Origin of the sequence: Streptomyces sp. 1-11 (genome assembly GCF_007176755.1) — a bacterium.
Lineage (GTDB): Bacteria > Actinomycetota > Actinomycetes > Streptomycetales > Streptomycetaceae > Streptomyces.
Map to the genome: position 1 here is coordinate 122,330 of NZ_BJTV01000008.1, position 24,429 is coordinate 146,758.

At 73.6% G+C, this 24,429-nt stretch carries 21 protein-coding genes and 1 pseudogene; 15 read left to right on the forward strand and 7 right to left on the reverse strand.

Going from position 1 to position 24,429, the window contains the following annotated elements; genetic code table 11:
- Positions 1-129 precede the first annotated feature (129 nt).
- Together TNCT1_RS18860 and TNCT1_RS18865 are read left to right on the forward strand one after the other, a co-directional pair.
- Positions 130-1,581, forward strand: coding sequence for a cytosine permease (locus tag TNCT1_RS18860; protein ID WP_174266348.1), 1,452 nt, complete (start codon positions 130-132; stop codon positions 1,579-1,581).
- A 91-nt stretch (positions 1,582-1,672) separates the two neighbouring features.
- Entirely contained in the window at positions 1,673-1,858 is a 186-nt protein-coding gene (locus tag TNCT1_RS18865; protein WP_216856651.1) for a hypothetical protein, read from the forward strand.
- A 9-nt stretch (positions 1,859-1,867) separates the two neighbouring features.
- Here the strand turns inward: TNCT1_RS18865 and TNCT1_RS18870 are convergent, their stop codons facing one another.
- From TNCT1_RS18870 to TNCT1_RS18885, 4 genes are all read right to left on the reverse strand, one after another.
- Positions 1,868-2,659 carry a ribonuclease BN gene (locus TNCT1_RS18870; RefSeq protein ID WP_143633578.1) on the reverse strand — a complete coding sequence of 264 codons (792 nt, stop codon included), beginning with the start codon at positions 2,657-2,659 and terminating at the stop codon, positions 1,868-1,870.
- Between the two features lie 238 nt (positions 2,660-2,897).
- Positions 2,898-3,548: a hypothetical protein gene (locus TNCT1_RS18875; RefSeq protein ID WP_143633580.1), complete on the reverse strand. Its 651-nt coding sequence runs from the start codon at positions 3,546-3,548 to the stop codon at positions 2,898-2,900.
- 53 nt (positions 3,549-3,601) lie between these two features.
- Positions 3,602-4,093, reverse strand: a complete 492-nt coding sequence (locus TNCT1_RS18880) for a peptidylprolyl isomerase (RefSeq protein WP_143633582.1) — start codon at positions 4,091-4,093, stop codon at positions 3,602-3,604.
- A 184-nt stretch (positions 4,094-4,277) separates the two neighbouring features.
- Positions 4,278-6,077 carry a coagulation factor 5/8 type domain-containing protein gene (locus TNCT1_RS18885; RefSeq protein WP_143633583.1) on the reverse strand — a complete coding sequence of 600 codons (1,800 nt, stop codon included), beginning with the start codon at positions 6,075-6,077 and terminating at the stop codon, positions 4,278-4,280.
- A 295-nt stretch (positions 6,078-6,372) separates the two neighbouring features.
- On the opposite strand from TNCT1_RS18885, the gene TNCT1_RS18890 reads away from it, so the two are divergent.
- The 6 genes from TNCT1_RS18890 (at position 6,373) to TNCT1_RS18915 (ending at position 14,711) form a co-directional block, all read left to right on the forward strand.
- Positions 6,373-7,440 carry a DUF1996 domain-containing protein gene (locus TNCT1_RS18890; RefSeq protein ID WP_143633584.1) on the forward strand — a complete coding sequence of 356 codons (1,068 nt, stop codon included), beginning with the start codon at positions 6,373-6,375 and terminating at the stop codon, positions 7,438-7,440.
- Between the two features lie 26 nt (positions 7,441-7,466).
- A complete protein-coding gene (locus tag TNCT1_RS18895) occupies positions 7,467-9,221 on the forward strand; it encodes a discoidin domain-containing protein (RefSeq protein ID WP_143633585.1) in 1,755 nt (584 codons plus the stop codon).
- Positions 9,222-9,252: 31 nt separating this feature from the next.
- Positions 9,253-11,712, forward strand: a complete 2,460-nt coding sequence (locus TNCT1_RS18900) for a beta-glucosidase (protein ID WP_143633586.1) — start codon at positions 9,253-9,255, stop codon at positions 11,710-11,712.
- Between the two features lie 62 nt (positions 11,713-11,774).
- Positions 11,775-12,815 (forward strand): LacI family DNA-binding transcriptional regulator, encoded by a 1,041-nt coding sequence (locus TNCT1_RS18905; RefSeq protein WP_143633587.1) that lies wholly within the window; start codon positions 11,775-11,777, stop codon positions 12,813-12,815.
- 105 nt (positions 12,816-12,920) lie between these two features.
- The gene (locus TNCT1_RS18910) at positions 12,921-14,144 is read left to right on the forward strand and encodes an MFS transporter (protein ID WP_373920488.1); all 1,224 of its coding nucleotides are present in this window, start codon (positions 12,921-12,923) and stop codon (positions 14,142-14,144) included.
- A 93-nt stretch (positions 14,145-14,237) separates the two neighbouring features.
- Positions 14,238-14,711, forward strand: a complete 474-nt coding sequence (locus tag TNCT1_RS18915; protein WP_143633588.1) for a DUF6174 domain-containing protein — start codon at positions 14,238-14,240, stop codon at positions 14,709-14,711.
- 105 nt (positions 14,712-14,816) lie between these two features.
- Here the strand turns inward: TNCT1_RS18915 and TNCT1_RS18920 are convergent, their stop codons facing one another.
- On the reverse strand, positions 14,817-15,371 hold the full coding sequence (locus TNCT1_RS18920; protein ID WP_143633589.1) for a TetR/AcrR family transcriptional regulator: 555 nt from the start codon (positions 15,369-15,371) through the stop codon (positions 14,817-14,819).
- A gap of 362 nt (positions 15,372-15,733) precedes the next feature.
- On the opposite strand from TNCT1_RS18920, the gene TNCT1_RS18925 reads away from it, so the two are divergent.
- Positions 15,734-16,606, forward strand: a complete 873-nt coding sequence (locus TNCT1_RS18925) for an SGNH/GDSL hydrolase family protein (RefSeq protein ID WP_143633590.1) — start codon at positions 15,734-15,736, stop codon at positions 16,604-16,606.
- 89 nt (positions 16,607-16,695) lie between these two features.
- Complete coding sequence (locus TNCT1_RS18930; RefSeq protein WP_143633591.1) at positions 16,696-17,499, forward strand: maleylpyruvate isomerase family mycothiol-dependent enzyme; 804 nt, start codon at positions 16,696-16,698, stop codon at positions 17,497-17,499.
- Between the two features lie 53 nt (positions 17,500-17,552).
- Here the strand turns inward: TNCT1_RS18930 and TNCT1_RS18935 are convergent, their stop codons facing one another.
- Positions 17,553-18,701, reverse strand: a complete 1,149-nt coding sequence (locus TNCT1_RS18935; protein WP_143633993.1) for a PP2C family protein-serine/threonine phosphatase — start codon at positions 18,699-18,701, stop codon at positions 17,553-17,555.
- A gap of 276 nt (positions 18,702-18,977) precedes the next feature.
- On the opposite strand from TNCT1_RS18935, the gene TNCT1_RS18940 reads away from it, so the two are divergent.
- The 3 genes and pseudogenes from TNCT1_RS18940 to TNCT1_RS18950 all read left to right on the forward strand — a co-directional run.
- On the forward strand, positions 18,978-20,243 hold the full coding sequence (locus TNCT1_RS18940) for a glycosyltransferase family 4 protein (protein ID WP_143633593.1): 1,266 nt from the start codon (positions 18,978-18,980) through the stop codon (positions 20,241-20,243).
- Positions 20,240-21,064, forward strand: a complete 825-nt coding sequence (locus TNCT1_RS18945; RefSeq protein ID WP_143633595.1) for a transferase — start codon at positions 20,240-20,242, stop codon at positions 21,062-21,064. The genes TNCT1_RS18940 and TNCT1_RS18945 overlap by 4 nt, the downstream gene beginning before the upstream one ends.
- A 57-nt stretch (positions 21,065-21,121) precedes the next feature.
- Positions 21,122-21,259, forward strand: a pseudogene (locus TNCT1_RS18950) (helix-turn-helix domain-containing protein); the annotation flags it as partial.
- A 149-nt stretch (positions 21,260-21,408) separates the two neighbouring features.
- Here TNCT1_RS18950 and TNCT1_RS18955 read toward each other — a convergent pair.
- Entirely contained in the window at positions 21,409-21,834 is a 426-nt protein-coding gene (locus TNCT1_RS18955; protein WP_143633597.1) for an ATP-binding protein, read from the reverse strand.
- A gap of 204 nt (positions 21,835-22,038) precedes the next feature.
- Here TNCT1_RS18955 and TNCT1_RS18960 point away from each other — a divergent pair, with 204 nt between their 5' ends.
- Positions 22,039-22,806 (forward strand): IclR family transcriptional regulator, encoded by a 768-nt coding sequence (locus TNCT1_RS18960; RefSeq protein ID WP_143633599.1) that lies wholly within the window; start codon positions 22,039-22,041, stop codon positions 22,804-22,806.
- 45 nt (positions 22,807-22,851) lie between these two features.
- Positions 22,852-24,366: a glycerol kinase GlpK gene (gene glpK, locus TNCT1_RS18965; protein WP_143633601.1), complete on the forward strand. Its 1,515-nt coding sequence runs from the start codon at positions 22,852-22,854 to the stop codon at positions 24,364-24,366.
- The last annotated feature ends 63 nt before the right edge of the window (positions 24,367-24,429 follow it).

The following is a 24,429-nucleotide window of genomic DNA, read 5'->3' on the forward strand; positions in this document are numbered from 1 at the left end:
GTCAGAAGGCGGGTCCGGCGAAGTGACCGCTGCCACGAAAAGGCCCTTTCAGGACGTTTTGTGAGCAGGGCAACAGATCGCGGGGGGCGCAGAATGAGACCAGGAGGCGTGCCTGGTCCGGGAGGCGTCATGAGCACATCAGGCGAGTCCAGGGTGTCCGGTCTCGAGGTCCGGTCGATCGACTACGTCCCCCTGGACGAGCGCCACGGCAGGCTCTGGCACCTGGGACCGCTGTGGTTCATGTCCAACGCGCAGATCGCCACCCTGGCGGTGGGGCTGATCAGCATCACCGAGGGCGGCAACCTGATCTGGTCGCTGCTGGCCATCGTCGTCGGCACCGTCATCGGCACCTTCTTCATGGCCTTCCACTCGGCCCAGGGGCCCCAGCTCGGACTGCCCCAGATGATCCAGTCGCGGCCCCAGTTCGGCTATCTCGGCGCCCTGCTGGTGTGGCTCTTCGCCTATGTGCAGTACGCCGGGTTCAACGTCTTCAACAGCAGTCTCGCCGCGGACGCCCTGCACACCACGCTGCACGGCGGCGTACGGCTGTGGGTGGTCGTGGTCACCGCGGTGGCGCTCGTGATCGCGCTGGTGGGCTACGACATCATCCACAAGGCGGAGCGCTTCCTGACCTACACGTTCCTCGTCGTCTTCGGCGTCTTCACCGTCGGAGTCCTGGTCACCCTGCACTACCCGCCCGGCTCCTTCGACCTCGGCGGCTTCCGGTGGACGCCGTTCCTGGCCCAGTTCGGCGTGGTCGCCGGCTACCAGATCAGCTGGGCCATCTACGTCTCGGACTACTCCCGCTACCTGCCGCCCGACGTGACCGTCCGCAAGACCTTCTACTGGACCTACTTCGGCTCCGCGCTCGGCGGCATCTGGCTGATGGTGCTCGGCACCCTGCTGGCGGCCTGGGCCGGCAAGGACTTCGAGACCATCCGGACCATCAACGCCGCCGGCGACAAGGTCTTCGACGGATTCGGCGCGATCGTGCTGCTCTTCGCCTCGCTGGGCCTGATCTCCGTCACCGCGCTGAACATGTACGGCGGTTCGCTGACCCTGATCAGCGCCATGGACTCGTTCCGGCGGGTGCGGCCCACCCTCGGCGTGCGGCTGCTGACCATCGGGCTGACCGCGGCGCTCTCGCTGGTCGGGGCGCTCGCCGCGACCGCCGACTTCCTGCAGAACTTCAACGACTTCCTGCTGCTGGTGCTCTACCTGTTCATCCCGTGGACCGCGGTGAACCTCATGGACTACTACGTCGTGCGCCGCGGCCACTACGCCATCGCGGAGATCTTCGACCCCCACGGCATCTACGGCCGCTGGGGCCGGCACGGCATCATCGCCTACCTCGTCGGCTTCGCCGTCATGATCCCGTTCTTCTCCGTCGGCAAGCTGTACGTCGGCCCCGCCGCCGAGGCGCTCGGCGGCGCCGACATCTCGCTGTTCGTCGGGCTGCCCGTGTCCGCGCTGCTGTACTGGTGGCTGACGCGCTCCGTGGACGTGGCCGCCGAGACCCGCATCGCCGAGGCCGAGGCGGAGGCCCTGGAGCGGGCGGCGCACGAACACCGCGAACCCTGAAGGCCGGGCCGGACAGCCGGAGGCGGTGGCCGTCTATATTGACTGCGCGACGCAGTGAAATCAAGGTATCTTTCTGCGCGACGCAGCCAATGTGCCGAGCCGCGCCCACTCGCACGACCTCGCGGCGATGTTCGGGTACTTCGGCACCACCGGCCTCGACGTCGACGTCGCCGCCCTGCGCCGGGCCCACCCCGAGGTCGGCCGGCACACCTTCGCCGACTGGGCGGCGGCCCAGGACTGGCCGGCCCTGCTCGCCGCGGCGCCCCGGCGCCGATGAGCGGGGCCCTCACTCCTCGTGGGACGGCATCCAGTGGTGCTCGCAGAACCAGCGGCCGAACAGCGCGCCCCCGTACACCACGAAGCCCACCCCGATCAGCCATGACTCGACCACCAGCACCGTCCCCACCGCCCCGTAGTTCAGCGCGTTGGTGACGATGAGCGGGGTGAACACCAGGTGCGAGAAGGCGCGCAGCCCGGCCAGGCCGACCACGGTGCCGATCGCGCCCGGCAGCAGGCGGCGCCAGGTGACCTGGCCGCCCAGCAGGAACCGCTGGCCCCACCAGAAGAACAGCACCCCGCTCAGCACGGACGTCAGGACCCGTGGCGCCCCGTGCAGCGCGGGCCGGGTCTGCACCTCCTGGTAGAGGTAGCCGGTCATCACCACGAGCCAGGTCGCCTGCCGCCAGACCCGGTGCCAGGGGCCGGACGCGAGACTCCAGATCCGCTCGTAGCCGTTCTGCACGCTGCCGGCGAACGACACCCCGAACACCGCGAGCAGCACCAGGCTCAGCACGCTGGTGGTGCCGATGACCTTGCGCGGCGGACTGATGATGCCGGTGAGCGCGTCGGCGGACGGCCCGGACAGTCCCATGCCGTCGGTGAGCCACGACGCGAAGCCGCCCCGGACCAGCGGATCGCCGGCGGCGACCACGATCAGCAGCGGGGCGAGCGTCACCAGGGCCAGCGTGGCGAACCCCATCGCCCGGTGCATCAGCTCCAGATCCCGCCCGCGCCGGAACAGCGCGTGCACGCCGAGCCACTCCCAAGCGCGGTGGAGGCCGCGCCGCCACTGCCTCACGGGTCCCTCCCGTGCTCGCGCACCCGGGCTCTCCGCCGTCCGGCGGCGCTGCGCCGGCTCTCGGCGGACGGCACCTGCCGAGCCCCTGGTCTGCCATGATCCGACGGAACGAGCCGGTCCGCACGGTCCCCGTCCGGCGGGCTGCCGCCCGGCTCCGGCTGGGGGGTCCCCGCCGCGTACGCGAGTACACCCGGCGGGGCGGTGCCGGGAGGTGCGGGTCCCGCCCGGCCGGGGACCGTCACGGGGCGGTGGGCGGCCCCGTCTCGCGGACCGTGGTGGTCACGCGGACGAGGGACGGGCGGCGGGGCGTGGAGCCGAAACCGAAGCGCACGGGTGGTGCGACCGGCGCGAGCGCACCGAGGTCCCGTCCCTCGAAGGTGGCCGTCGCCGCGGTCAGGGCCCGCAGATCACGCGCCCCGTACCATTCGCGCCTGCCCCCGCCGGCGCTTCCGCGTGTGCGCACGCCCAGCAGCAGGCGGGCGAGCGGATCCGTCACGGCGGTCCAGGCCGGCGACGCAGCCAGGGCGCCGGGTACGGCCCTGAGCAGCAGACCCGTCGCACCGCGCCGCCCGATGGTGAGCTCCATCCGGAGCAGCGGCTCCGCCGCCACGGTCCAGCGGCGGTCGTCGGTACGCACCCGTACGGGCACGACCCGCACCTCGTCGAAGGTGTAGGTGCTGCCGATGAACCGGGCCGTCTCCGGGGTGGGTGCCAGCAGCAGGCGGTGCCCGTCGGCCCGTTCGAGCATCACGTCGCTGAACGGGCCGAAGGGCGAGCGGAGCCAGTGCCCCAGCACCAGTCGGGTGCCGGACGACGTCCCGGCTCCCGCGATCCAGCCGTCGAAGCGGAGCGGAGCGGGCCGGGCCCGCGACCGGGCGCGGCCGCTCATCGGCCGGGGCCGGACGGGGGCGGTGTCACCGGCGTGTCCGCCCGGGGCGCTTGTCAGACCGTTCCGCTCTCGGCGATCGTGACCTTCGCGCTCGGCGTGCCGCTGCGGCTGCCCAGCCCCTCGATGCGCTTCACCAGGTCCTGGCCCTCGACGACCTCGCCGAAGACGACGTGCTTGCCGTCGAGCCAGTCGGTGACGATCGTCGTGACGAAGAACTGCGAACCGTTGGTGTTCCGGCCCGCGTTCGCCATGCTCAGCAGGTAAGGACGGTCGTGCTTGAGGTTGAAGTTCTCGTCCTCGAACTTCTCGCCGTAGATGCTCTTGCCGCCGGTGCCGTTGCCCCGGGTGAAGTCGCCGCCCTGCAGCATGAACTGCGGGATGATGCGGTGGAAGGAGGAACCGGCGTAACCGAAACCGTTCTGGCCGGTGGCCAGCTCGCGGAAGTTCCTGGTGGTCTTGGGGACCACGTCGTCGAACAGCTTGAAGACGATCCGGCCGGCCGGCTCGTCGTTGATCGTGATGTCGAAGTACACGTTGTCACTCATGGCGATCAACCTACCGTCGAGCGGCGCCCCGGCGCGCAGAAGGGTCCGCCTGGACGCCCGGTGTCCTCGCCGGCGTCCGCGGCGACACGGACCTCCGGCCTCATGACGAACCCTACCCGAACGCGTGCCCCCCGGCCGCGCCACCTCACCCTGGCCCCGCCCCCGGCCCCCGCGCGCCGGGGTCCTACGGGTACGACACCACCGTGGACGGCGTCGTCGACGTGCCCGAGGTCGGGGCCCCCGTCTCGTTGATCACGTGCTCGTACTGCCCGTTGCCGCCGAGCGAGACCACCAGCAGGTCGTGGAACCTGACGCCGGGACGGTTCGGCGCGGAGAAGCCGTGGTGCTGGACGATGCCCGGGTCGACGTTGTAGTAGCAGTAGCTGCCCAGGCCCCAGCCCTCGTGTGCGGTGACGTGGTCGCCGACCTTGTAGGCCGCGTATCCCTTGACGGCGCCGTTCTGCACGGCGGCCTGGTTCGGGGCGTCGTACGCCTTCTCGTTCTGGAAGAAGATCGTGCGGCCCCGCTGGCCGTTCCACTGCACGTCGTACTTGTTGAAGTGCTCCACGAACAGGCCGGTGCAGAGCACGTCGTCGCCGTTGACCACCACCCCGTAGTCGGCCCGGTTGGTCTCCCAGCCGACGCCGGTGCCGTGGTCCGCGCGCCACACCCAGGTGTGGTCGACGATGGTGTGCCTGCTGTTGATCACCATGCTGGTGGTCGCCTTGCCGGCGCCCGCGCCGCCGATGCGCACGAAGACGTCCTGCACGGTGGTCGGATTGGCCGAGTGGTCCTTGGCGGCGCCCGCCGGGCCTATCTCCAGCAGGGTGCGGGAGTTGACCGGTCCCGCGTCGACGAGGAAGCCGGCGAGCCGCACGCCGTCGACGTCGGCGACCCTCACCGCCGTGGCCCCGTTGTCGGGCACCAGGGTGGCGTAACCCAGGCCCAGCACCACGGTGTTGGGGCGGTCGACCTGGATCGGCCGGTCCACGTGGTAGACGCCCGGCGTGAGCAGCAGGTGCAGGCCCTGCGCGAGCGCCTGGTTGAGGGTGGCCGCGCTGACGCCCGGCTTGGCCACGTAGAACCGGGACAGCGGCAGGGACGTGCCCCTCGGCGTGCCGCCGCCCCAGCTCACCCCGCGGGCGTTGGTGCGCTTCTCCGGCAGGAAGACCCGGAACTCGCCGCCGGCGACGTACAGGAACGGCTTCTCGCGGGAGACCGGGGTGGTGTCCAGCGTGGTGTACACCGGGTCGGGGAAGCCCTGTGCCGGGGCGCCCTGGACACCCGAGAACACCATGTTCCACACGCCGTTGAGCCAGCCGCCGACGACGCTGTCCCGGGTGTACCACTGCTGCTGCGAGTAGGGCCCCACCTGGCCGTCGATCCGGCTGTCGGCGATGTAGCCGCCGCTCGCCCAGCCGTAGCCGGACGGCGCCAGGTTCAGCCCGCCCCGTACGTGCATCCGGCGGAACGGCGCCGCCTGGGCGACGGCCCACCGGTTGGTGCCGTTCGCGGGGACGAGGGCGAGGTTCTCCGCCGAACGCCAGAAGTTCTGCGTCGCGTTGCCGTCGAACCAGCCGGCGTCGACCGTGACGTCGCCGTTGATGGTCGTGTCGTCGGGGGAGAGGCCGAGGCCCGCGACGGAGGTGTAGAAGCCGATCTGGGCGTTCAGGCCGTGGTACGTGCCGGGCTTGAACAGCAGCGCGTAGCGGCCGTCGCCGAACTGGGCCGACTCCTGCTTCGCGAAGACCTCGTCGAGCTTGGCCTGGATGCCGGGCGTCGCCGGGTCGAAGACGAGCACGTTCGGACCGAGGTCGCCGCCGCCGGGGAGGGCGCGCTGGGACCGGCGCCGGCGGGTGGCGGCGCCGGCCGGGGCGGCCGCACCGGCCAGCACGGGCACGGCCGCCGCCGCGGCGCCGAGCACGGCCCGGCGGCCGACCGGAGAGGACGGGGAGGCGGGGGAGGAAGGGGTGGCGGGGGGCATGCGCGGCTCTCCTGGTTCAGAAAGTGAACGAAGCGGGGCTTGGGAGCGCTCTCTCGACGTTGGATGCTTCATTGGCGTGAACGGTGCGTCAAGAGTTGTGACGGGATTTCCCCGCAAGGCCTCTGAGTGACCGTCACATGCCGACCCCTGCCTTCGAGAAGTGAGCGAAGGCCTGGCGCTGATCCTTTGGCCGGTTCCCTTGACACCTTCCCCCGCCGCCCCAACACTCCAGCGATGGGAGAGCGCTCTCCCGCTCCGCACGGCCTCAGCCCCCACCTCCCTCCGAGGAGCCCGCATGTCACGGAGATCGAAGATCCTCTCGGGCGCGCTCGTCACCTCCGCCCTGCTGCTGACCCCGCTCGGACTGAGCGGCGTCGCCGCGTCGTCCACGCCGTCCGCGGCCGGCGTCCACACCGGCCACACCATGGCGCTGTCCACCGCCTCCTCGCCCGAGGACCCCGACGGCGACGGCTACATCCCCGCCGACCCGCCGGTCACCGGCGTCACCCCGTCGACGCAGAACCCGCCGCACCGCTACTTCCACGAGTTCCAGGCCAACTGCGCGGTCAGCCACACCCGGCCCGACGACCCGATCGTCTATCCGCAGCAGCCCGGCAAGTCCCACGACCACACCTTCATGGGCAACACCACCACGAACGCCGGCAGCACGACCGCGACCCTGAGCGCGGGCGGCACCACCTGCACGGCCCCCGGCGACCTCTCCGGGTACTGGATGCCCACCCTCTACAACGGGGACAAGCCCGTCCTGCCGGTCGGCCCGCAGGTCATCTACTACAAGGCCGGCGTCACCGACTACACCAGTGTCCGGCCCTTCCCCAAGGGGCTGCGGTTCGTCGTCGGCAGCCCCGTGCAGAGCGCCGACGAGTTCCGCCACCACCCGGGCTTCGTCGAGGGCTGGGAGTGCGGCGACAGCTTCTTCAACACCGAGTTCCCGGCGAACTGCCCAGCCCGCCCCGACGTCCAGCTCAACATCCGCTTCCAGGCGCCCAGTTGCTGGGACGGCCGGTACCTGGACACCCCCGACCACAAGAGCCACATGGCCTACCCGGTGGTGAAGCCCGGCACGAACGACAACGTCTGCCCCGCCGACCACCCGGTGGCGCTGCCGATGATCGAGTTCAAGATGGCGTTCCCGGTCAACGGAGACATGTCGAAGGTGCGGCTGGCCAGCGGGCCGGGCCACAGCTTCCACTACGACTTCTTCAACGCCTGGGACGACCGCACGCTCAAGGCGCTGGTCGACCACTGCGTCGTCGGCGGACTCCAGTGCGACGCCCGCGGCTACGACGAGACGCACCCTGAAGCGGGCGCGGCCCTCGGCGCCGACTACCGCCTTCCCTAGCCCCCACACCGGAAGACCCCACCACCATGACCCCACCACCCCGCACCCGCGCGCGCCGGCTCGCCGCGCCCCTCACCGCCGGCGTGCTGGCCGCCGGCGCCCTCACCGCCCTGCCCGCCGCGCAGGCCCACGCGGCCGGCAGCGTCGTCAAGGTGACAGGCGGCCAGGGCGACTGGCAACTGACCGTGGACGGAAAGCCCTACCAGGTCAAGGGCCTGACCTGGGGGCCGTCCATCGCCGACGCCGACCGGTACCTGCCCGACCTGAGGTCCATGGGCGTCAACACCATCCGCACCTGGGGGACCGACGCCGGCAGCAAGCCGCTGTTCGACTCGGCGGCCGCGCACGGCATCAAGGTCATCGCCGGGTTCTGGCTGCAGCCGGGCGGCGGACCGGGCAGCGGCGGCTGCGTCAACTACCTGACCGACACCGCCTACAAGAACCAGATGCTCGACGAGTTCCCCAAGTGGGCGCAGACCTACAAGGACAACCCCGGCGTCCTCATGTGGGACGTCGGCAACGAGTCGGTGCTCGGACTGCAGAACTGCTACAGCGGGACCGAGCTGGAACGCCAGCGCGACGCCTACACCGCCTTCGTGAACGACGTGGCGAAGCGGATCCACGCCGTCGACCCGGCTCACCCGGTCACCTCCACCGACGCCTGGGTCGGCGCCTGGCCGTACTTCAAGAGGAACGCGCCCGACCTCGACCTGTACGCCGTCAACTCCTACAACGCCGTGTGCGACGTGAAGTCCGCCTGGGAGCAGGGCGGTTACAGCAAGCCGTACATCGTCACCGAGACCGGTCCGGCCGGTGAGTGGGAGGTGCCCGACGACGCGAACGGCGTGCCCCTGGAGCCCGGCGACCGGGCCAAGGCCGACGGGTACACCCGGGCCTGGGACTGCGTCACGGGACACCGGGGAGTCGCCCTCGGCGCCACCATGTTCCACTACGGCACCGAGTACGACTTCGGCGGCATCTGGTTCAACCTGCTGCCCGCCGGCCAGCGGCGGCTGTCGTACTACGCGGTGAAGAAGGCCTACGGCGGTGACACCTCCCACGACAACACCCCGCCGTTGGTCTCCGCGTTCACCGTCGAGGGCGACGCCGGCCGGGTGCCGGCGGGCCGGGACCTGACCCTCGCCGTGCGGGCCGCCGACCCGGACGGGGACCCGCTCTCCTACGAGGTGCTGGACAACAGCATGTACGTCGACAAGAGCAAGGAGCTCACCCCGCTGCCCTTCACCGACCTCGGCGGCGGCCGCCTCAGGGTCACCGCGCCGGACCGGCCCGGCGTCTGGAAGATGTACGTCAAGGTGACCGACGGCCACGGCAACGTCGGGGTCGAGACCCGGTCCGTACGCGTCGTGCCGCCCACCCCGGACGGCACGAACCTCGCCCTCGGCAAGCCCGCCACCGCCTCCTCCTACCAGACGGGTTACGGGGACTGCCCGTGCCCGGCCGGCAACGCGGTCGACGGCGACCAGAAGACCCGGTGGGCCGGCGACTGGAGCGATCCGCAGTGGATCCAGGTCGATCTCGGCGCCCGCACCGCCTTCCGGCACGTGCAGTTGCTCTGGGAGGCCTCGTACGCCAAGGCGTACACCGTGCGGACCTCGGACGACGGGCAGAACTGGCGCACCGTGCGCACCGTGACGGACGGCGACGGCGGCGTGGACGACCTCGACGTCACCGGAACCGGCCGCTACGTCCGCGTCGAGGGCACGGCGCGCGGCACCGGCTGGGGCTACTCGCTGTACGAGTTCGGCGTCTACGGCTGACCGCGACGGTCGGCGGCACGAAGGGGTGAGGATGGGCGACGAGGACGAACTCGACCGGCTGCTGGGCAAGCTGACCCTGCGGGCCGCGGTCCGCCTGCTGACCGGCGCCACCACCTGGCGTACGGCGGCCGAACCATCGGTCGGACTGGGCCAGTTGGTGATGTCGGACGGTCCGGCGGGAGTGCGCGGGGAGGGCTGGGACGAACGCGACACCTCCGTCCTGCTGCCCTCGGCCACCGCGCTCGCCGCCACCTGGGACGAACCGCTGGTCGAGGAACTCGGCGGCCTCCTCGCCTCCGAGGCCCGGCGCAAGGGCGTGCACGTGGTCCTCGCGCCCAACCTCGATCTGCACCGCAGCCCCCTGGCCGGACGGCACTTCGAGTGCTTCTCGGAGGACCCGCTGCTGACCGCACGGACCGGGGCCGCCCTCGTCCGGGGCATCCAGGCGCACGGCGTCGCCGCCACGGCCAAGCACTACGTGGCGAACGACGCCGAGACGGACCGGCTGACCGCCGACGCCTTGATCGGCGAGCGGACGCTGCGCGAGGTGCACCTCGCGCCGTTCGAGGCGGCGGTGGCGGCCGGCGTCCGGCTGGTCATGGCCGGGTACAACCGGGTGAACGGCACCACCATGACCGCCCACGACCTGCTGACCACGCCGCTGAAGGACGAGTGGCGGTTCGACGGCGTCGTCGTCTCCGACTGGGGCGCCGTACGCGGCACACTGGACACCGCTCGCGCCGGTCTCGACCTCCAGATGCCCGGCCCGGCGGGGGAGTGGGGCGAGTCGCTGGCGCGTGCCGTGGAGGCGGGGGAGGTCGAGGAGCGGGCCGTGACCGGCAAGGTGCGCCGGCTGCTGCGGCTGGCCGCGTGGTGCGGCGTCCTCGGCGGCCCGGACCGGCCGGACCGCCCGGACCGTCAGGCCCGGCCGCTGCTGCGGCCCCGGCAGGCGCGGGTCCTGGCCCGCCGGGCGGCCGCGGCCGGAGCCGTACTGCTGACCAACCGGGGCGTCCTGCCGCTGGATCCCGGACACCTCGGCACGCTCGCCGTCATCGGCGCTCCCGCCGCCCGCGCCCGCACCCAGGGCGGCGGCAGCGCCGGCGTGTTCCCGCAGGACGAGGTCTCGCTGCTGGACGGCGTGCGGGCCGGCCTGCGCGGCCGGGCCCGGGTCGTCCACGTACCCGGTCCGGTCCCGGACGGCCCGCCACCGCCCCTGGACATGACCCTCGGCAGCGATCCGCGCACCGCCGTCCCCGGGGTGCTGCTGCGCGTCCTGGACTCCGCGGGCGATGAGCTGTACGCGGAACACCGGCGCGGCGGACGGCAGTTGGAGCCCCCGTTGCCGCCCGGTGCGCACACCGTGGAGATCAGCGCGCGACTGCACCCCCGCACCTCCGGGACCTGGCGCATCGGCATCGCCGGATACGGGCGTCTCGGCCTGCGCCTCGACGGACTCCCTCTGCTGGACGGCGTGTTCGCGCCGGCGACCGACGACCCGGCCGTCGTCCACGTGAGCCCGCCCACCCAGGTGGTCACGGCCAGGCTGACCGCCGGTACCACTCCGCTGCTGGTCGCCCGGCGGGAACTCGCCCCCGGCACCGGCCGGGCCACCGTCGTCGGCGCCGAACCGCCCGCGCCCGGCGCGGCCGCCGCCCTCGCGGCCGCGACCCGGGCGGCGCGCGAGGCGGACGCGGCGGTGGTGGTGGTCGGCACCGGAGAGCAGCAGGAGTCCGAGGGGCGCGACCGCACGCACCTCGCGCTCGGCCCCGAACAGGACGCCCTGGTCCGCGCGGTCGCCCGGGCCAACCCGCGCACCGTCGCCGTGGTCAACAGCGGCGGACCGGTGGAACTGCCCTGGCGGGACGAGGTCGGCGCGCTGCTGCTCGCCTGGTTCCCCGGCCAGGAGGGCGGCGGAGGCCTGGCCGACGTGCTGCTCGGCCGGACCGAGCCCGGCGGGCGGCTGCCCACCACCTGGCCCGCCGTGCTCGCCGACGCCCCCGTCACCCACATCGGGCCGCACTCGGGCGGGCTCCGCTACGACGAGGGCGTGCACGTCGGCCACCGGGGCTGGCTCCGCGCCGGGCGCACACCCGCGTACTGGTTCGGGCACGGACTGGGCTACACCACCTGGGCGTACGAGCACCTGTCCGGCCCCGTCCGGACGGTGGCGGGGGAGGACCTCACGGTACGGGTGCGGCTGCGCAACACCGGCACACGAGCCGGGCGGGAGGTCGTGCAGATCTACCTCGCCCGCCCCCGGCCGACCAGGATCGACCACCCGCAGCGGTGGCTCGCCGGCTGGGCCGCGGTGCGGGCCCGGCCCGGAGAGGCCGCGGTCGCTCAGGTGCGCGTCCCGGCGCGCGCCCTGTGCCACTGGGACACCGCCGAGGGAGGCTGGCGGACGGAACCCGGGCCCTGCCTGGTGCTCGCGGGACGCTCGGCCGGCGACCTGCCGCTGAGCCTGGAGGTGGCCGTGGCCGGCCGGGCCTGAGTGCCGGGCAGCGGTGGAGAGCGCTCTATCCGCGCGGGCCGCCGGGCCGTTAGGGTGCGGGGATGAGCAGACAGGCCCCGACGCTCGAGGACGTCGCCCGGGAGGCCGGCGTCTCCCGGGCTACCGTCTCCCGGGTCGTCAACGGCGTGCGCAACGTGGACCCGGCGATCCAGGAGACGGTCCGCCGCGCCATCGAACGGACCGGGTACGCGCCCAACCGGGCCGCCCGCTCCCTCGTCACCCGGCGGGCGGAGACCGTCGCCCTGGTCGTGTCCGGCGCCGGGGAGGCCTCCGGCGAGGCCCAGGCGGCCTTCGCCGCCCGGGTGTTCGCCGACCCCTTCTTCGGGCGGGTGGTCGCCGGGATCGTGGGTCGGCTGCGGCCCCGCTCGGTGCACCCGGTGCTCATGTTCGCCGAGTCCGCCGAGGCCCGCCAGGAGGTGCTGACCTATCTGCGGCAGGGCCGGGCCGACGGCGCTCTGGTGGTCTCCAGCCACGCCGACGACCCGCTGCCCGCGCTGCTCGCCGAGGCCCGGCTGCCCGCGGTGCTCTTCGCCCGCCCCTCGCGCCCGGTCCCGCTCAGCTACGTCGACCTGGCCCACCGGGACGGCGGCCGGCTCGCCGCGGAGCACCTGCTCTCCCGCGGCCGGCGCAGACTGGCCACGATCTGCGGCCCGTTGGCGGTCGCCGCGAGCCAGGAGCGGCTGGCCGGCTTCCGCGACACCCTGGCCCGCCACGGCCACCCCCACGTGCCCGTCGCCGAGGGCGGCTTCACGCTGGACAGCGGAGTCGCCGCCATGACCGACCTGCTGGCCGCACACCCGGACCTGGACGGGGTGTTCGCGGCGAACGACCTGATGGCCCAGGGCGCCTGCCAGGTGCTGCGCGAGCGCGGCCGCAGGGTGCCCGGGGACGTCGCGGTGGTCGGCTTCGACGACTCCACCGTCGCCGCCACCTGCCGGCCCGCGCTCACCACCGTCCGCCAGCCGGTGGAGGACATGGCGGCCGACATGGCCCGGCTGCTCGACGAGCACATCCACGGCACCCGCACCACCCCCACCTCGGTCGTCTTCGACCCCGAGCTGGTGGTCCGGGACTCGACCTAGGGCCCGAGCGCCCGGCCGGTCCCGGCGCCCGGAGAAGCGCCTCGTGCCCGACGGACGGCCCCCGGTACCCGGCCGCCGGGCGCCCGGTGCCTAAGGTTGAGTGTGATCAGTGACGCCACAGAGGACAGCGGGCAGGACCGGCGGACGGGCCGGCGGCGGCCGGGTTACCCGGCCGCGGCGGCCGTCTTCGCCGTAGGGATGCTCGGCACCACCCTGCCCACACCGCTGTACGGGCTGTACCGGCAGCAACTCGGCTTCTCCGAACTCGTCGTGACGGTGGTGTTCGCCGCCTACGCGGTGGGCGTCATCGCCGCCCTGCTGATCGCCGGCGGCTTCTCCGACGTGCTGGGGCGGCGGCCGGTGCTGCTGGCGGCGCTGGGCCTGTCGGCGCTCAGCGCGGTGTGCTTCCTGACCGAGGGCGGACTGCCGCTGCTGTACGCGGGCCGGGTGCTGTCGGGCTTCTCGGCCGGTCTGCTGAGCGGCACGGGCACCGCGGCCGTCCTCGAACTGGCGCCGAAGGGACGGCAGGCCCGGGCCGGGTTCGCGGCGACCGCCGCCAACATGGGCGGGCTGGGGCTCGGCCCCCTGCTGTCCGGCATCCTGGCCGAGTACGCGCCGCAGCCGCTGAAGCTGCCGTTCGCCGTCCACCTGGGCCTGCTCGCGGCGGCGGCCGCCGTCGTCTGCGTGCTTCCGGAGACCGTGCACCGCTCCGACCCGCGAGGGTCGCTGCGGCCGCAGGGGATGACCGTGCCGCCGGAGGTGCGCGGAGTGTTCGCGCCCTGCGCCCTCGCCGCGTTCGCGGGCTTCTCCATGCTCGGGCTGTTCACGGCGGTCGCCCCGGCCTTCCTCAACCAGACCCTGGGGGAGCGCAACCTCGCCGTCGCCGGCGCCGTCGTCTTCTGCGTGTTCTGCGCCTCCACCGGCGGACAGCTGCTCATGGGCCGGATCGGCGCCCGCCGCGCCCTGCCCTGGGGCTGCGCGGTGCTCGTCGCCGGACTCGTCCTGATCGCGCTGTCCCTGCTGCTGACCTCCTTCCCGTTGCTGCTCGCCGGCGCGCTGACCGGTGGCGCCGGCCAGGGCATGGCGTTCCGGGCGGGCCTGAGCGAGGTCAGCTCGGCGGCGCCGGAGGCCCACCAGGGCGCCACCATCTCGGCGTTCTTCGTCGTCGCCTACGTGGGCATCTCCCTGCCGGTCGTCGGGGTGGGTGCGCTGACGTCGGCGCTGGGACTGCGCGACGCCGGGCTGGTGTTCGCCGGGTGCGCGGTCCTGCTCGTCGCGGCCGTGGGCGCCCGGGTGAGCCGCACCCTGTCCCGGGCCTCCGTCCGGTGACCGGGACGTCCACGGACTCCGGTCGAACGTCCAGCCCCGCACCGGCGTCGAAGGAGGGACGGCCGACCATACGAGAGGTGTCCCATGGCATCCGTGCGTTCCACATCCCGCTCCCCGCTGACGCGCCTCGCGTCGATCGCAGGCCTGGTCTGCGCGGCCGCCGCCTGCCAGGGGCACACCGTGTCCACCCGTCCGGCGCAGACCACCGCCTGGCATGAGCCGTCCGCGTACACCTACACGTTGCGCTCGACCGGCGGGGAGCGGCCGCTGACCGGCACCTTCCGGGTGACCGTGCGGGCCGGGAAGGTGGTGCGCGCGGCCGGCCTGGACGCGGAGAGCCGCGCCGCCGTCCGGCGCTCGCCCACGCTCGTGCCCACGATCGGCACGCTGCTGCGGGAACTGGAGCGGGCGCGGCGCGAGGGCGCGGACCAGGCCGACGTGCGGTACGCCTCCGCCGGGTACCCGCGCCGTATCACCGTGGACTGGTCGGCCACCGCCGTCGACGACGAGGTCCGGTACGAGATGAGCGACTACACGCCCGGTTCGGCAGGGTCTGCGGGCAACTGAGCGCCGCTCGCCGGGCGTACACGTACGGGCGTCCTCGTGCGGGCGCACGCGCGTGGGCTTCCTCGGGCGGGCGTACGCGTGGGGGAGCCCGTACGGGGGAGCGGTTCATTCGCGCGGGGTCAGGACCTCCTGCAGGAGCGCGCCGTAGCGCCGGATGAGTTCCTTGCGGTCGGCGCCCAGCAGGCCCTCGTCCCGGGCCACCCACAGGCCGTAGAGCAGACCGCCCGACATCGCCGCCGCCAGCCGGGCGCGCAGGTCGGCGTCGGGTCCGCGCAGCCGGTCGCGCAGGGGTGCGATCAGCGTCTTCTCGTGGGTCTCGCGCAGCCGGTCGAGGATCTGCGGTTCGCCGCTGCCGTGCACCAGGGCCAGGAAGATGCCGCGGGCGGTGCCGTCCAGGTCGAGGAGGAGTTCGGCGAGCCGTTCGCCGAGCTGCTCCAGCGGCACGTCGAACAGCGGCTCGTTGTCGAGGGCCAGGTGCATCGTCTCCAGGAACAGCAGTTCCTTGCTCTTGAAGTGACGGATCACCAGCGCCGGGTCGGTCCCGGCGGCCGCGGCGATCCGGCGGACCGTGGTCCTGGCGAACCCCTGGTCCCGGAACAGCCGGGCGGCTGCCTCGTGGATGGCGTCACGGGTGGTGGAACCGGAACCGGTCTGCAGCATGCGGCACAGCTTAGGCGGCGCCCCGCCCGGCTTCCCGGGCTCTCGGCGCCCGCTGCGCCGACGGGGCGTGAAACGGCCGCTGACCGGCTGGATGATCGGGATACGTGAGTGTTTCAAGAAGTTCCGTCAACATAGTTGACTCGCCGCTGCGGCGCCCGCACATTACCTATCAGTAGAACCGTCCGGTAATCCCGCGACCGGTTCTGCACGGCCGTCGACGTGCGCGTTCGAGCCCGCGCTCCGCCGGCCGGCACTCCGCCCTGCTCGAGCCGCACCGTTCTCGTGAACCAAGCCCGCGGGGCACCGCCGTGCCCGCGCGCTCCCCACGCGCCCCACGCGCCCCCACCGAGAAGAGAGAGCAGATGCACATGCCCGCACTGCGCCGTGTCATGACCGCGACAGCAGCCGCCACCGGTGCCCTGGCGCTCGGCCTCACCGGTACCACCGCCCAGGCCGCCACCCCGCTGAAGTACGCGGCCCTCGGCGACAGTTACAGCGCCGCCTCGGGCGTCCTGCCGGTCGACCTCTCCAGCCCGCTCTGCCTGCGCTCCACCGCCAACTACCCGCACGTCCTCGCCTCCCGCACGGGCGCCCGCCTCACCGACGTCACCTGCGGCGCCGCCCAGACCAAGGACTTCACCGCCGCCCAGTACCCCGGTGTCGCGCCGCAGGTGAACGCGGTCACCGCCGACACCGACCTGGTGACCCTGACGATCGGCGGCAACGACAACGGCACCTTCATCAACGCCATCCTGTCCTGCGGCACCGCCGGCGTCCTCAGCGCCGGACAGGGCAGCCCCTGCAAGGACAAGTACGGCACCTCCTTCGACGACGCGATCGACGCGAACACCTACCCCGCCCTGAAGCGGGCCCTGGGCAGCGTCCGGGCCAAGGCGCCGGGGGCCCGGGTGGCGGTGCTCGGCTACCCGTGGATCACGCCCGCCACCGCCGACCCGTCCTGCTTCGCCAGACTGCCGATCGCCTCGGGGGACGTGCCCTACCTGCACGCCATGCAGGCCCACCTCAACGCCGTCGTACGGCGCGCCGCCGAGGAGACGGGGGCCGTGTACGTGGACTTCGCGCAGGCGTCCACGGGCCACGACGCCTGCCAGGCCGCCGGTACCCGGTGGATCGAACCCCTGCTGTTCGGGCAGAACATCGTGCCCGTACACCCCAACGCCCTGGGCGAACAGCGCATGGCCGAGCGCACCATGAGCGTCCTCGGACTCGGCTGACCGGCGGCCGTCCGCCCGGCTTGCCTTCGAGCGGACTCCAGCGTCCACACTGGACGCGACGGATCTCCGCACGACGACGGGCACGGCCGATGGACAGCACGAACAGGGCGGGGCACCCGCTGCCGTACGAAACCTACGTCGAGGCGATCGCACGCGAGACGCTGCGCTTCGCCGAGGCGGTCGACGGCGCCGACCCCACGAGCGCGGTGCCCTCGTGCCCCGGCTGGACCCTCGCCGACCTGGCCCGGCACGTGGGCGGGCTGCAGCGCTGGTTCTGCGCGCTGCTGACCGGGCTGGTCCAGGAGCCGCCACGCTCCCGGGACGTGGAACTGGGGCTGCCGGACAGCCCGGCCGCCTACCCCGGCTGGGTGGCGGCCGGGGTGCCCGAGGTGGCGGCCGTACTGCGGAACACCGACCCCGGGGCCCCGATGTGGACCTGGGGCGCGGACCCGCACGCCCGGTTCTGGGCCCGCCGGATGCTGTTCGAGACACTCGTGCACCGGGTGGACGCGGAGCGCGCCGTCGGCCGGGAGCCGGACATCGGCCGCGCGGCGGCGGCGGACGGGGTGGACGAGTTCCTCGTCAACCTGCCCCACGCGGGCCTGTTCGCCCCCGGTGTGCGGGAGTTGCGCGGCGACGGCGAGACCATCGCGTTCCGGTGCGCGGACTCCGGCGAGGAATGGCGGGTGCGGCTCGCCCCGGACGGCCTGTCCCCGCTGCCGCCCGCGGACGGCGGCGCGGCGCGGCCCGGCCCGTGCACGGCGGCCGTACACGGGCGGGCGGCGGACCTGCTGCTCCTGCTGTACGGCCGCATGTCCCGCGAGGATCCCGCCTTCGACGTCACGGGCGAGACCGCGCTCCTCGACCACTGGTTCGCGCACACGGCCTTCTGACCGCGCCGCCGGTCCCTACGGCTGACCCGCCCCGGCCCGGTCCCCGCTGCTCTCTAAGGCTGACCCGCCCCCGGCCCGCTCCCCGCCGGCCCGGCCGCCCCTGGCCCGCCCGTCCCCGGCCCGCCCTCCGCCGGCTCGTCGGCGAGCAGGCAGGCGGCCAGCGCCGCGGTGTCGTCCTGCAGCCGGTTGTCGCTGTAGGCCAGCAGGTCGTGGTGGAGCCGGTCCAGCAGCTCCCGGGGCGGCAGCGGGCCCCACTGGCGCAGGCGCTCGGTCAGCGGGTAGAAGCAGCCGTCCGCGTTCCGTGTCTCCGTGACGCCGTCCGTGTACAGCAGGAGCTGATCACCGGGCCGGAACGGGTAGGCGTCGACGTGGTACGCGTCCCCGACCAGTACGCCGAGGTTCAGCGGCGGCGCCGACCGCCCCCGGTCCAGCTCGCGCACCTCACCGGGAAGGATGAGCAGCGGCGGAGGGTGGCCGCAGTTGACGACGCGGACGACCCGGCCCCCCTGCGGCACCTCGGCGAACACGGCGGTGACGAACCGTTCGCCGGCCTCGCTGCCGCCGAGCTGTGTCGCCCTGCGGCTCATGCTCGTCTCCACCCGGGCCGCCAGCGCGGGCAGGTCGGGCTCGTCGTGCGCCGCCTCGCGGAACGCGCCGAGCAGGGCGGCCGCGGTCTCCACGGCCAGCAGCCCCTTGCCACGGACGTCGCCGACGATCAGCCGGACACCGAACCGGGTGGGCACCGCCTCGTACAGGTCGCCGCCGATGCGCGCCTCCGCCGCCGCCGAGAGGTACAGGCTCTCCAGGCACAGGTCGCCGATCCGGTGCGGTACCGGCCGGAGCAGCACCCGCTGCGCGATGTCGGCCACGAAGCGCACGTCCGCCAGGGTGCGCTCACGGCGGATGCGGTGCGCGGCCAGGATCGTGCCGAGGGCGCCGACCAGAGCGGTGCACACGTACGCGGCGACGTAGTGCCGCTCCCACAGGTAGCCCACGTCCCGGCCGGCGCAGCACGGGGTGCCGGCCAGCACCCCCTCCAGGAACACGGCGAACGCGGTGGCGGCGACCACGACGGCGGGCCGGTGGGCGAACGCGGTCACCAGCGGCAGGGCGATCAGCACGAAACTCACCGGCCACTGCACGGGGGTGAAGGGCTCCAGCAGCAGCACGGCCGCGACGAACACGACCGGCAGCCAGCGCATCCACGACGGGGCCACCGGCGGCCCGATCCGCGAGACGGTGCCGTCCCCCGGCCCGTGACCGGCACGTCCGTGCTTCACCCCGCGCACTCGCCACTCCCGTCACATGATCCCGACGGCCCCAGCCTGGTGCGCCGGGCCGCGGCGCACCGGTGATTGCTCCACCCAGCGGCATGTTCGCCCCCCTCGGCCATCGGCCGCGCCGCCCCGCCCCGCTTCCGGAGACACGAACTGATAACAGTGCACAACTGCCGGGGAGTTGCCGACGTCTGCTCCGGCATGAAGATCTCTTTCCTGCTCCACAACGCCTACGGGATCGGGGGGACGATCACCACGACGTTCAACCTGGCCCAGGCACTGGCCGAGCGGCACGACGTGGAGATCGTCTCCGTGTTGCGGCACCGCAAGCGCCCCCAGCTCACCCCCGACCCCCGGGTGAGGCTGCGGCCGCTGGTCGACCTGCGGCAGGAGAAGGACCACGCGTCGCACCGGACGCCCGCGAAGGTGTTCCCCGCCGCCGAGTACCGCTACCGCCAGTACAGCCGCCTGACGGACGAGCGGATCGCCGAGTGCCTGGCGGCCACCGACGCCGACGTGGTCATCGGCACCCGGCCCGGACTCAACGTGCACCTCGCGCTGCAGGCGCCCGAGCGGGTGCTGCGCGTCGGCCAGGAACACCTCACGCTGGACAACCACCCGCCGCGGCTGCGCACCGCGCTGCGCCGGGCCTACCGGCGTCTGGACGTCCTCACCACGGTCACCGAGGCGGACGCCCGCGACTACCGGCGCCGGATGCACCTGCCCGGCGTCCGCGTCGAGGCCCTGCCGAACAGCGTGCCCGATCCGGTGCTGGCGCCCGCCGACGGGCGCGCGAAGATGATCGTGGCGGCCGGCCGGCTGGTCCCGGTCAAGCGCTACGACCTGCTCATCCAGGCGTTCGCCAGGGTCGCCTGCGAGCACCCCGACTGGCACCTGCGCATCTACGGGGCGGGCGAGCAGCGGGACGCGCTGCGGGCCCGCATCGAGCGGCTCGGGCTCAGCAACAACGCCTTCCTGATGGGCCCCGCAGCGCCCATGGAGGCGGAGTGGGTGAAGGCGTCCATCGCGGTGTCCACCTCCTCCTTCGAACCGTTCGGCATGACCATCGTCGAGGCCATGCGCTGCGGCCTGCCGGTCGTGAGCACCGACTGCCCCTACGGTCCGGCCGAGATCATCCAGGACGGGGTGGACGGCCGGCTGGTGCCGGTCGGGGACCGGGACCGGCTGGGCTCGGCGCTGCTGGAGCTGGTCCGCGACGACGAACGCCGCCGGGCCATGGGACGGGCGGCCGCCGAGAACGCCCGGCGCTTCGCTCCCGGCAGCGTGGTGGCGCGGGCGGAGGGCCTGCTGGCGGAGGCCGCGGCGGCCCGGGCGGCGGGGCGCGGCCGCAGGGGGACGCGGCGGGACGTGCGCCGGAGCATGGCGAGCCACGGGTTCGCGGCTCGCGACATCGCCAGCACCGCCTCCGGGCGGATGCTGCGGACTCTGCGCGGGGGGCAGCGATGACCACGGGAAGCGGCGCCGGAGCGCGCGTGAACTGCGTCGTGGACGCCGAGGGCCGCATCGTCCTCGAACTGCCGGTGCCCGCGGCGGCCACCCGTCCGCACCTCCTGCTGCGGCTGCGGCCCAGGAACGGCGAACCCGTCGCCGCCCGGCGCGTCCTCGCCCTGGAGGCCGTGGCCGACGGGCCGTCGCGTGCCGTCCTGGAACCACTGCCCGCCCTGGAGGAGGGCCGCTGGGACGCCTTCCTGCTGTGCGATCCCGACGACGACGCACCCGTACGGCTGCGGTCCGGCCTGCGCGACCTGCGGGCCCTCGTCGACGGGCACCTCAGGGACCGGCCGTCGCCGGTGGCGGTGCGGATCCCGTACGCGACCAAGGAGGGGTATCTCGCGGTGCGGACCTGGCTGCGCCCTGTCCACGTGGAGGCCGGCCGGATCGACGTCGGCGACCGGTCGACGACGGTCACCGCCCGGCTGCACGGCGCCACGCTCCAGGACGGCGCCGTCGTCCGCCTGCGGATGCGGGGGAGCAGCGGCCCCGGGCGGGACGTCCGGCCGGTGCCCGACGGCGACCGCCGAGGCTTCGCCTTCACCGTGGACCACGCGGACCTGGCCGCCGGAACCCCGGCCGAGGGCGGCGTCTGGGACGTCTTCGTCCACCCCGGCGCCGACGAGCCCCCGGTGCGGGTCGCCCGGCTGCTGGACGACGTGGCGGACCGCAAGGCCTCGTTCGTCCACCCGGCCGCAAGGGCGGCCTCCGTCGCCCTGCGGGCCTACTACACGCTCGACAACGATCTGTCCGTCCGCGTGGCCGCGGCCAGCTGACCGCCCGGCGCCCGGCGCGAGTCCCGCCCGTGCCGGGCGCCCGGCGCCGCTGGTGCTGTGCGCGCCCACGACAGCCCCACCCTGATCACGTCCGTGCGGCGCGCGTTCCGGCTCCTCGAAGCGGTCGGCGCGCACCAGAACGGCGCACCCGCCGAGCAACTGGCCCGGGAGACCGGGCTGCCCCTGGCCACCGCCTTGATCGGGCCGACGGGAGCGGGCGGGCGGACGGCGGGCCGGCGGACGGCGGGCGCTGGCCGGCCGCGGAGGGCGACGACGTCAGCGTGAGGCCCGGCGCCCGGAACGTGGCCGCCGGCCGCCGCGCCGGATCGCGCTGACGGCGGTGCTCAGGCCGCCACGAGGTCGGCCCAGCGGGTGAACCGGCCGGGACGGACGTCCATGCCGTGTCGGGTGGCCAGGGCGTGCACGATGCCCTCGCCCCGCCCGTGCTCGTCCGGGTCGGCCCACGCGGGCGACTGCCCCCCGGGCCGGGCCGGGCCCGCGTCGGTGACCTCCACCCGCAGCACGCCGGGTCCGCCGCCGAGCGTCCAGGAGAGCCGCAGCACCGCCGGCGGCAGCGCGTGCACGATCGCGTTGGTCAGCAGTTCCGACACCACCAGCAGCGCGTCCTCGACGACCGAGGGGGAGACCTCCCAGTCCGCGAGGAGCGCGTTCACCCGCCGGCGCACGGCCGAGACGGCCCCGGCGAAGGGCGGCAGCGCGAAGACCTGTTCGCGCGTCTCCCGCGCCAGCGTATTGAGCTGTACCGCCATGATGGTCTCCTGGGGGGTGAAGCACTGCGGGCCAGGCGCCCGGCCCCCGGCCGGTGCCGGGTCTGCATGGCACGCTAGGGAGCGCCGGCGGACCGGTCAATGAACAGGGGTCGGCATTGCCGAACGGCGCCCTTGCTCGCGGGGCCACCGTACGTCTCCCGCGCACGCGAAGCGAATCTCCCGCATCGGTAATAGGCTCGGTCCATGGCCGGTCCGGTCCAGTCGATCGAACGGGCGGCGGCGATCCTGCGCCTGCTCGCCGGCGGCCCCCGACGGCTCGGGCTCGGCGAGGTGGCCGCGTCGCTCGGGCTGGCGAAGGGAACCGCCCACGGCATCCTGCGCACCCTGCAGCACGTGGACTTCGTGGAGCAGGATTCGGCCACCGGGAAGTACCAGCTCGGGGCCGCACTGCTGCACCTCGGCACCAGCTACCTCGACGTCAACGAACTGCGGTCCCGCTCCATCAACTGGGCCGACGCCCTGGCCGCCCGCAGCGGGGAGGCGGTGCGGCTCGGCACCCCGCTGGAGGGCAAGGTCCTCGTCGTCCACCACGTCTTCCGGCCCGACGACAGCCTCCAGACCCTGGACGTGGGCTCGCTGCTGCCGCTGCACGCCTCCTCCATGGGCAAGGTCCTGCTCGCCTTCGGCACGGCGCCGTTCGAGGAGGCCCTCGAGTCCGGCCTGGAGACCTACACCCGGCACACCCTGGTCAGCCCCGACCGGCTCAACCGCGCCCTGGCCGAGGTGCGGGAGCAGGGATGGGCCGCCGAGATCCAGGAGATGAGCATGGGCGAGGCCGGCGTCTCCGTGCCGATCCGGGGACACGGCGGCCTGGTCGTCGGCGCGATCGGGCTGTCCGGGCCGGTCGAGCGGGTCTGCGACAACCAGGGCCGGCCCCGGCCTAACCTGATCACCCTGATCCGGGAGGCGGCACGGGCGATCTCCAAAGACCTGGGCGCGGCCCGCTGGTAGGCCCTTCCCGCTCCCCGCGCGACGCATCGGAAGGTGGACCCGATCATGGTTGACCGGTACGTGATGTCCATCGATCAGGGCACCAACTCCACCCGCTGCATCCTGTTCGACCACCGGGGCCGGCTGGTGTCCGTGGCACAGCGGGAGCACGCGCAGCACTTCCCGAAGCCCGGCTGGGTGGAGCACGACGCCGTCGAGATCTGGCAGAACCTGCGGCGCGTCGTGCCCGAGGCGCTGTCCGACGCCGGAGTGGACGCGGGACGGATCGCCGCCATCGGCCTGGCCAACCAGCGGGAGACGACCGTGCTGTGGGACCGGCGCACCGGCGTCCCGCTGGACCGGGCCATCGTCTGGCAGGACACCCGCACCGAGCCGCTCGTCGAGGCCCTCGGACGCGACCCCGGCAAGGAGTTCTTCCTCGACCGGTGCGGTCTGCCGCCCTCCACCTACTTCTCCGCGCTGCGGCTGCGCTGGCTCTTCGACCACGTCGAGGGCCTGGAGCGGCGTGCCAGGGACGGCGAGGTGCTGTTCGGCACGATGGAGACCTGGCTGATCTGGAACCTCACCGGCGGCGCCGACGGCGGACTGCACATCACCGACGCCACCAACGCCAGCCGCACCATGCTGATGAACATCCGCACCCTCGCCTGGGACGAGGAGCTCCTGGCGTTCTTCGGCGTGCCCCGTGCGATGCTGCCCGAGATCCGGTCCTCCGCCGTGCCCTACGCCGAGGCCGGCGCCCTGCTGCCGGGGGTGTGGATCACGGCCGCGCTCGGCGACCAGCAGGCGGCCCTGTTCGGCCAGACCTGCTTCGCCCCGGGCGAGGCCAAGTGCACCTACGGCACGGGCAGCTTCCTGCTGCTCAACACCGGCGCCGAGCCGGTCCGCTCCCGGCACGGGCTCCTGACCACCGTCGCCTACCGGATCGACGACCGGCCGCCCGTGTACGCCCTGGAGGGCTCCATCGCCGTCACCGGCTCACTGGTCCAGTGGTTCCGCGACCGGCTGCGGCTGATCAACAGCGCGCCGGAGATCGAGACCCTGGCGCTGACGGTCGAGGACAACGGCGGCTGCTACATCGTCCCCGCGTTCTCCGGCCTGTTCGCGCCCCGCTGGCGCAGTGACGCGCGCGGGGTGATCGTCGGCCTCACCTCCTACATCACCAGCGGCCACCTGGCCCGGGCGGTGCTGGAGGCCACCGGCTGGCAGACCCGGGAGGTGGTCGACGCGATGAACGCCGACTCCTCGGTGGCGCTGCGGGAGCTGAAGGTGGACGGCGGCATGACCGCGAACAACCTGCTGATGCAGTTCGTCGCCGACGTGCTCGACGTCCCGGTGGTGCGGCCCATGGTCGCCGAGACCGTCTCCCTCGGCGCCGCCTACGCCGCCGGGCTCGCCGCCGGTTACTGGCCGGACCTCGAGGTCCTGCGCCGCAACTGGCACCGGGCCGGGCAGTGGCTGCCCGACATGGACCCCGCCCTGCGCGACGCGGAGTACGAGGACTGGCAGCGAGCCGTCGAACGCTCCCTGGGCTGGGTCAGACCACCCCGCCCCACGTAGCCCCGCGGGCTCCGGCGGCCCGCGCACCGGGCCGTCGGAGCCCGCCTCCCCCCCCCGGCCCCG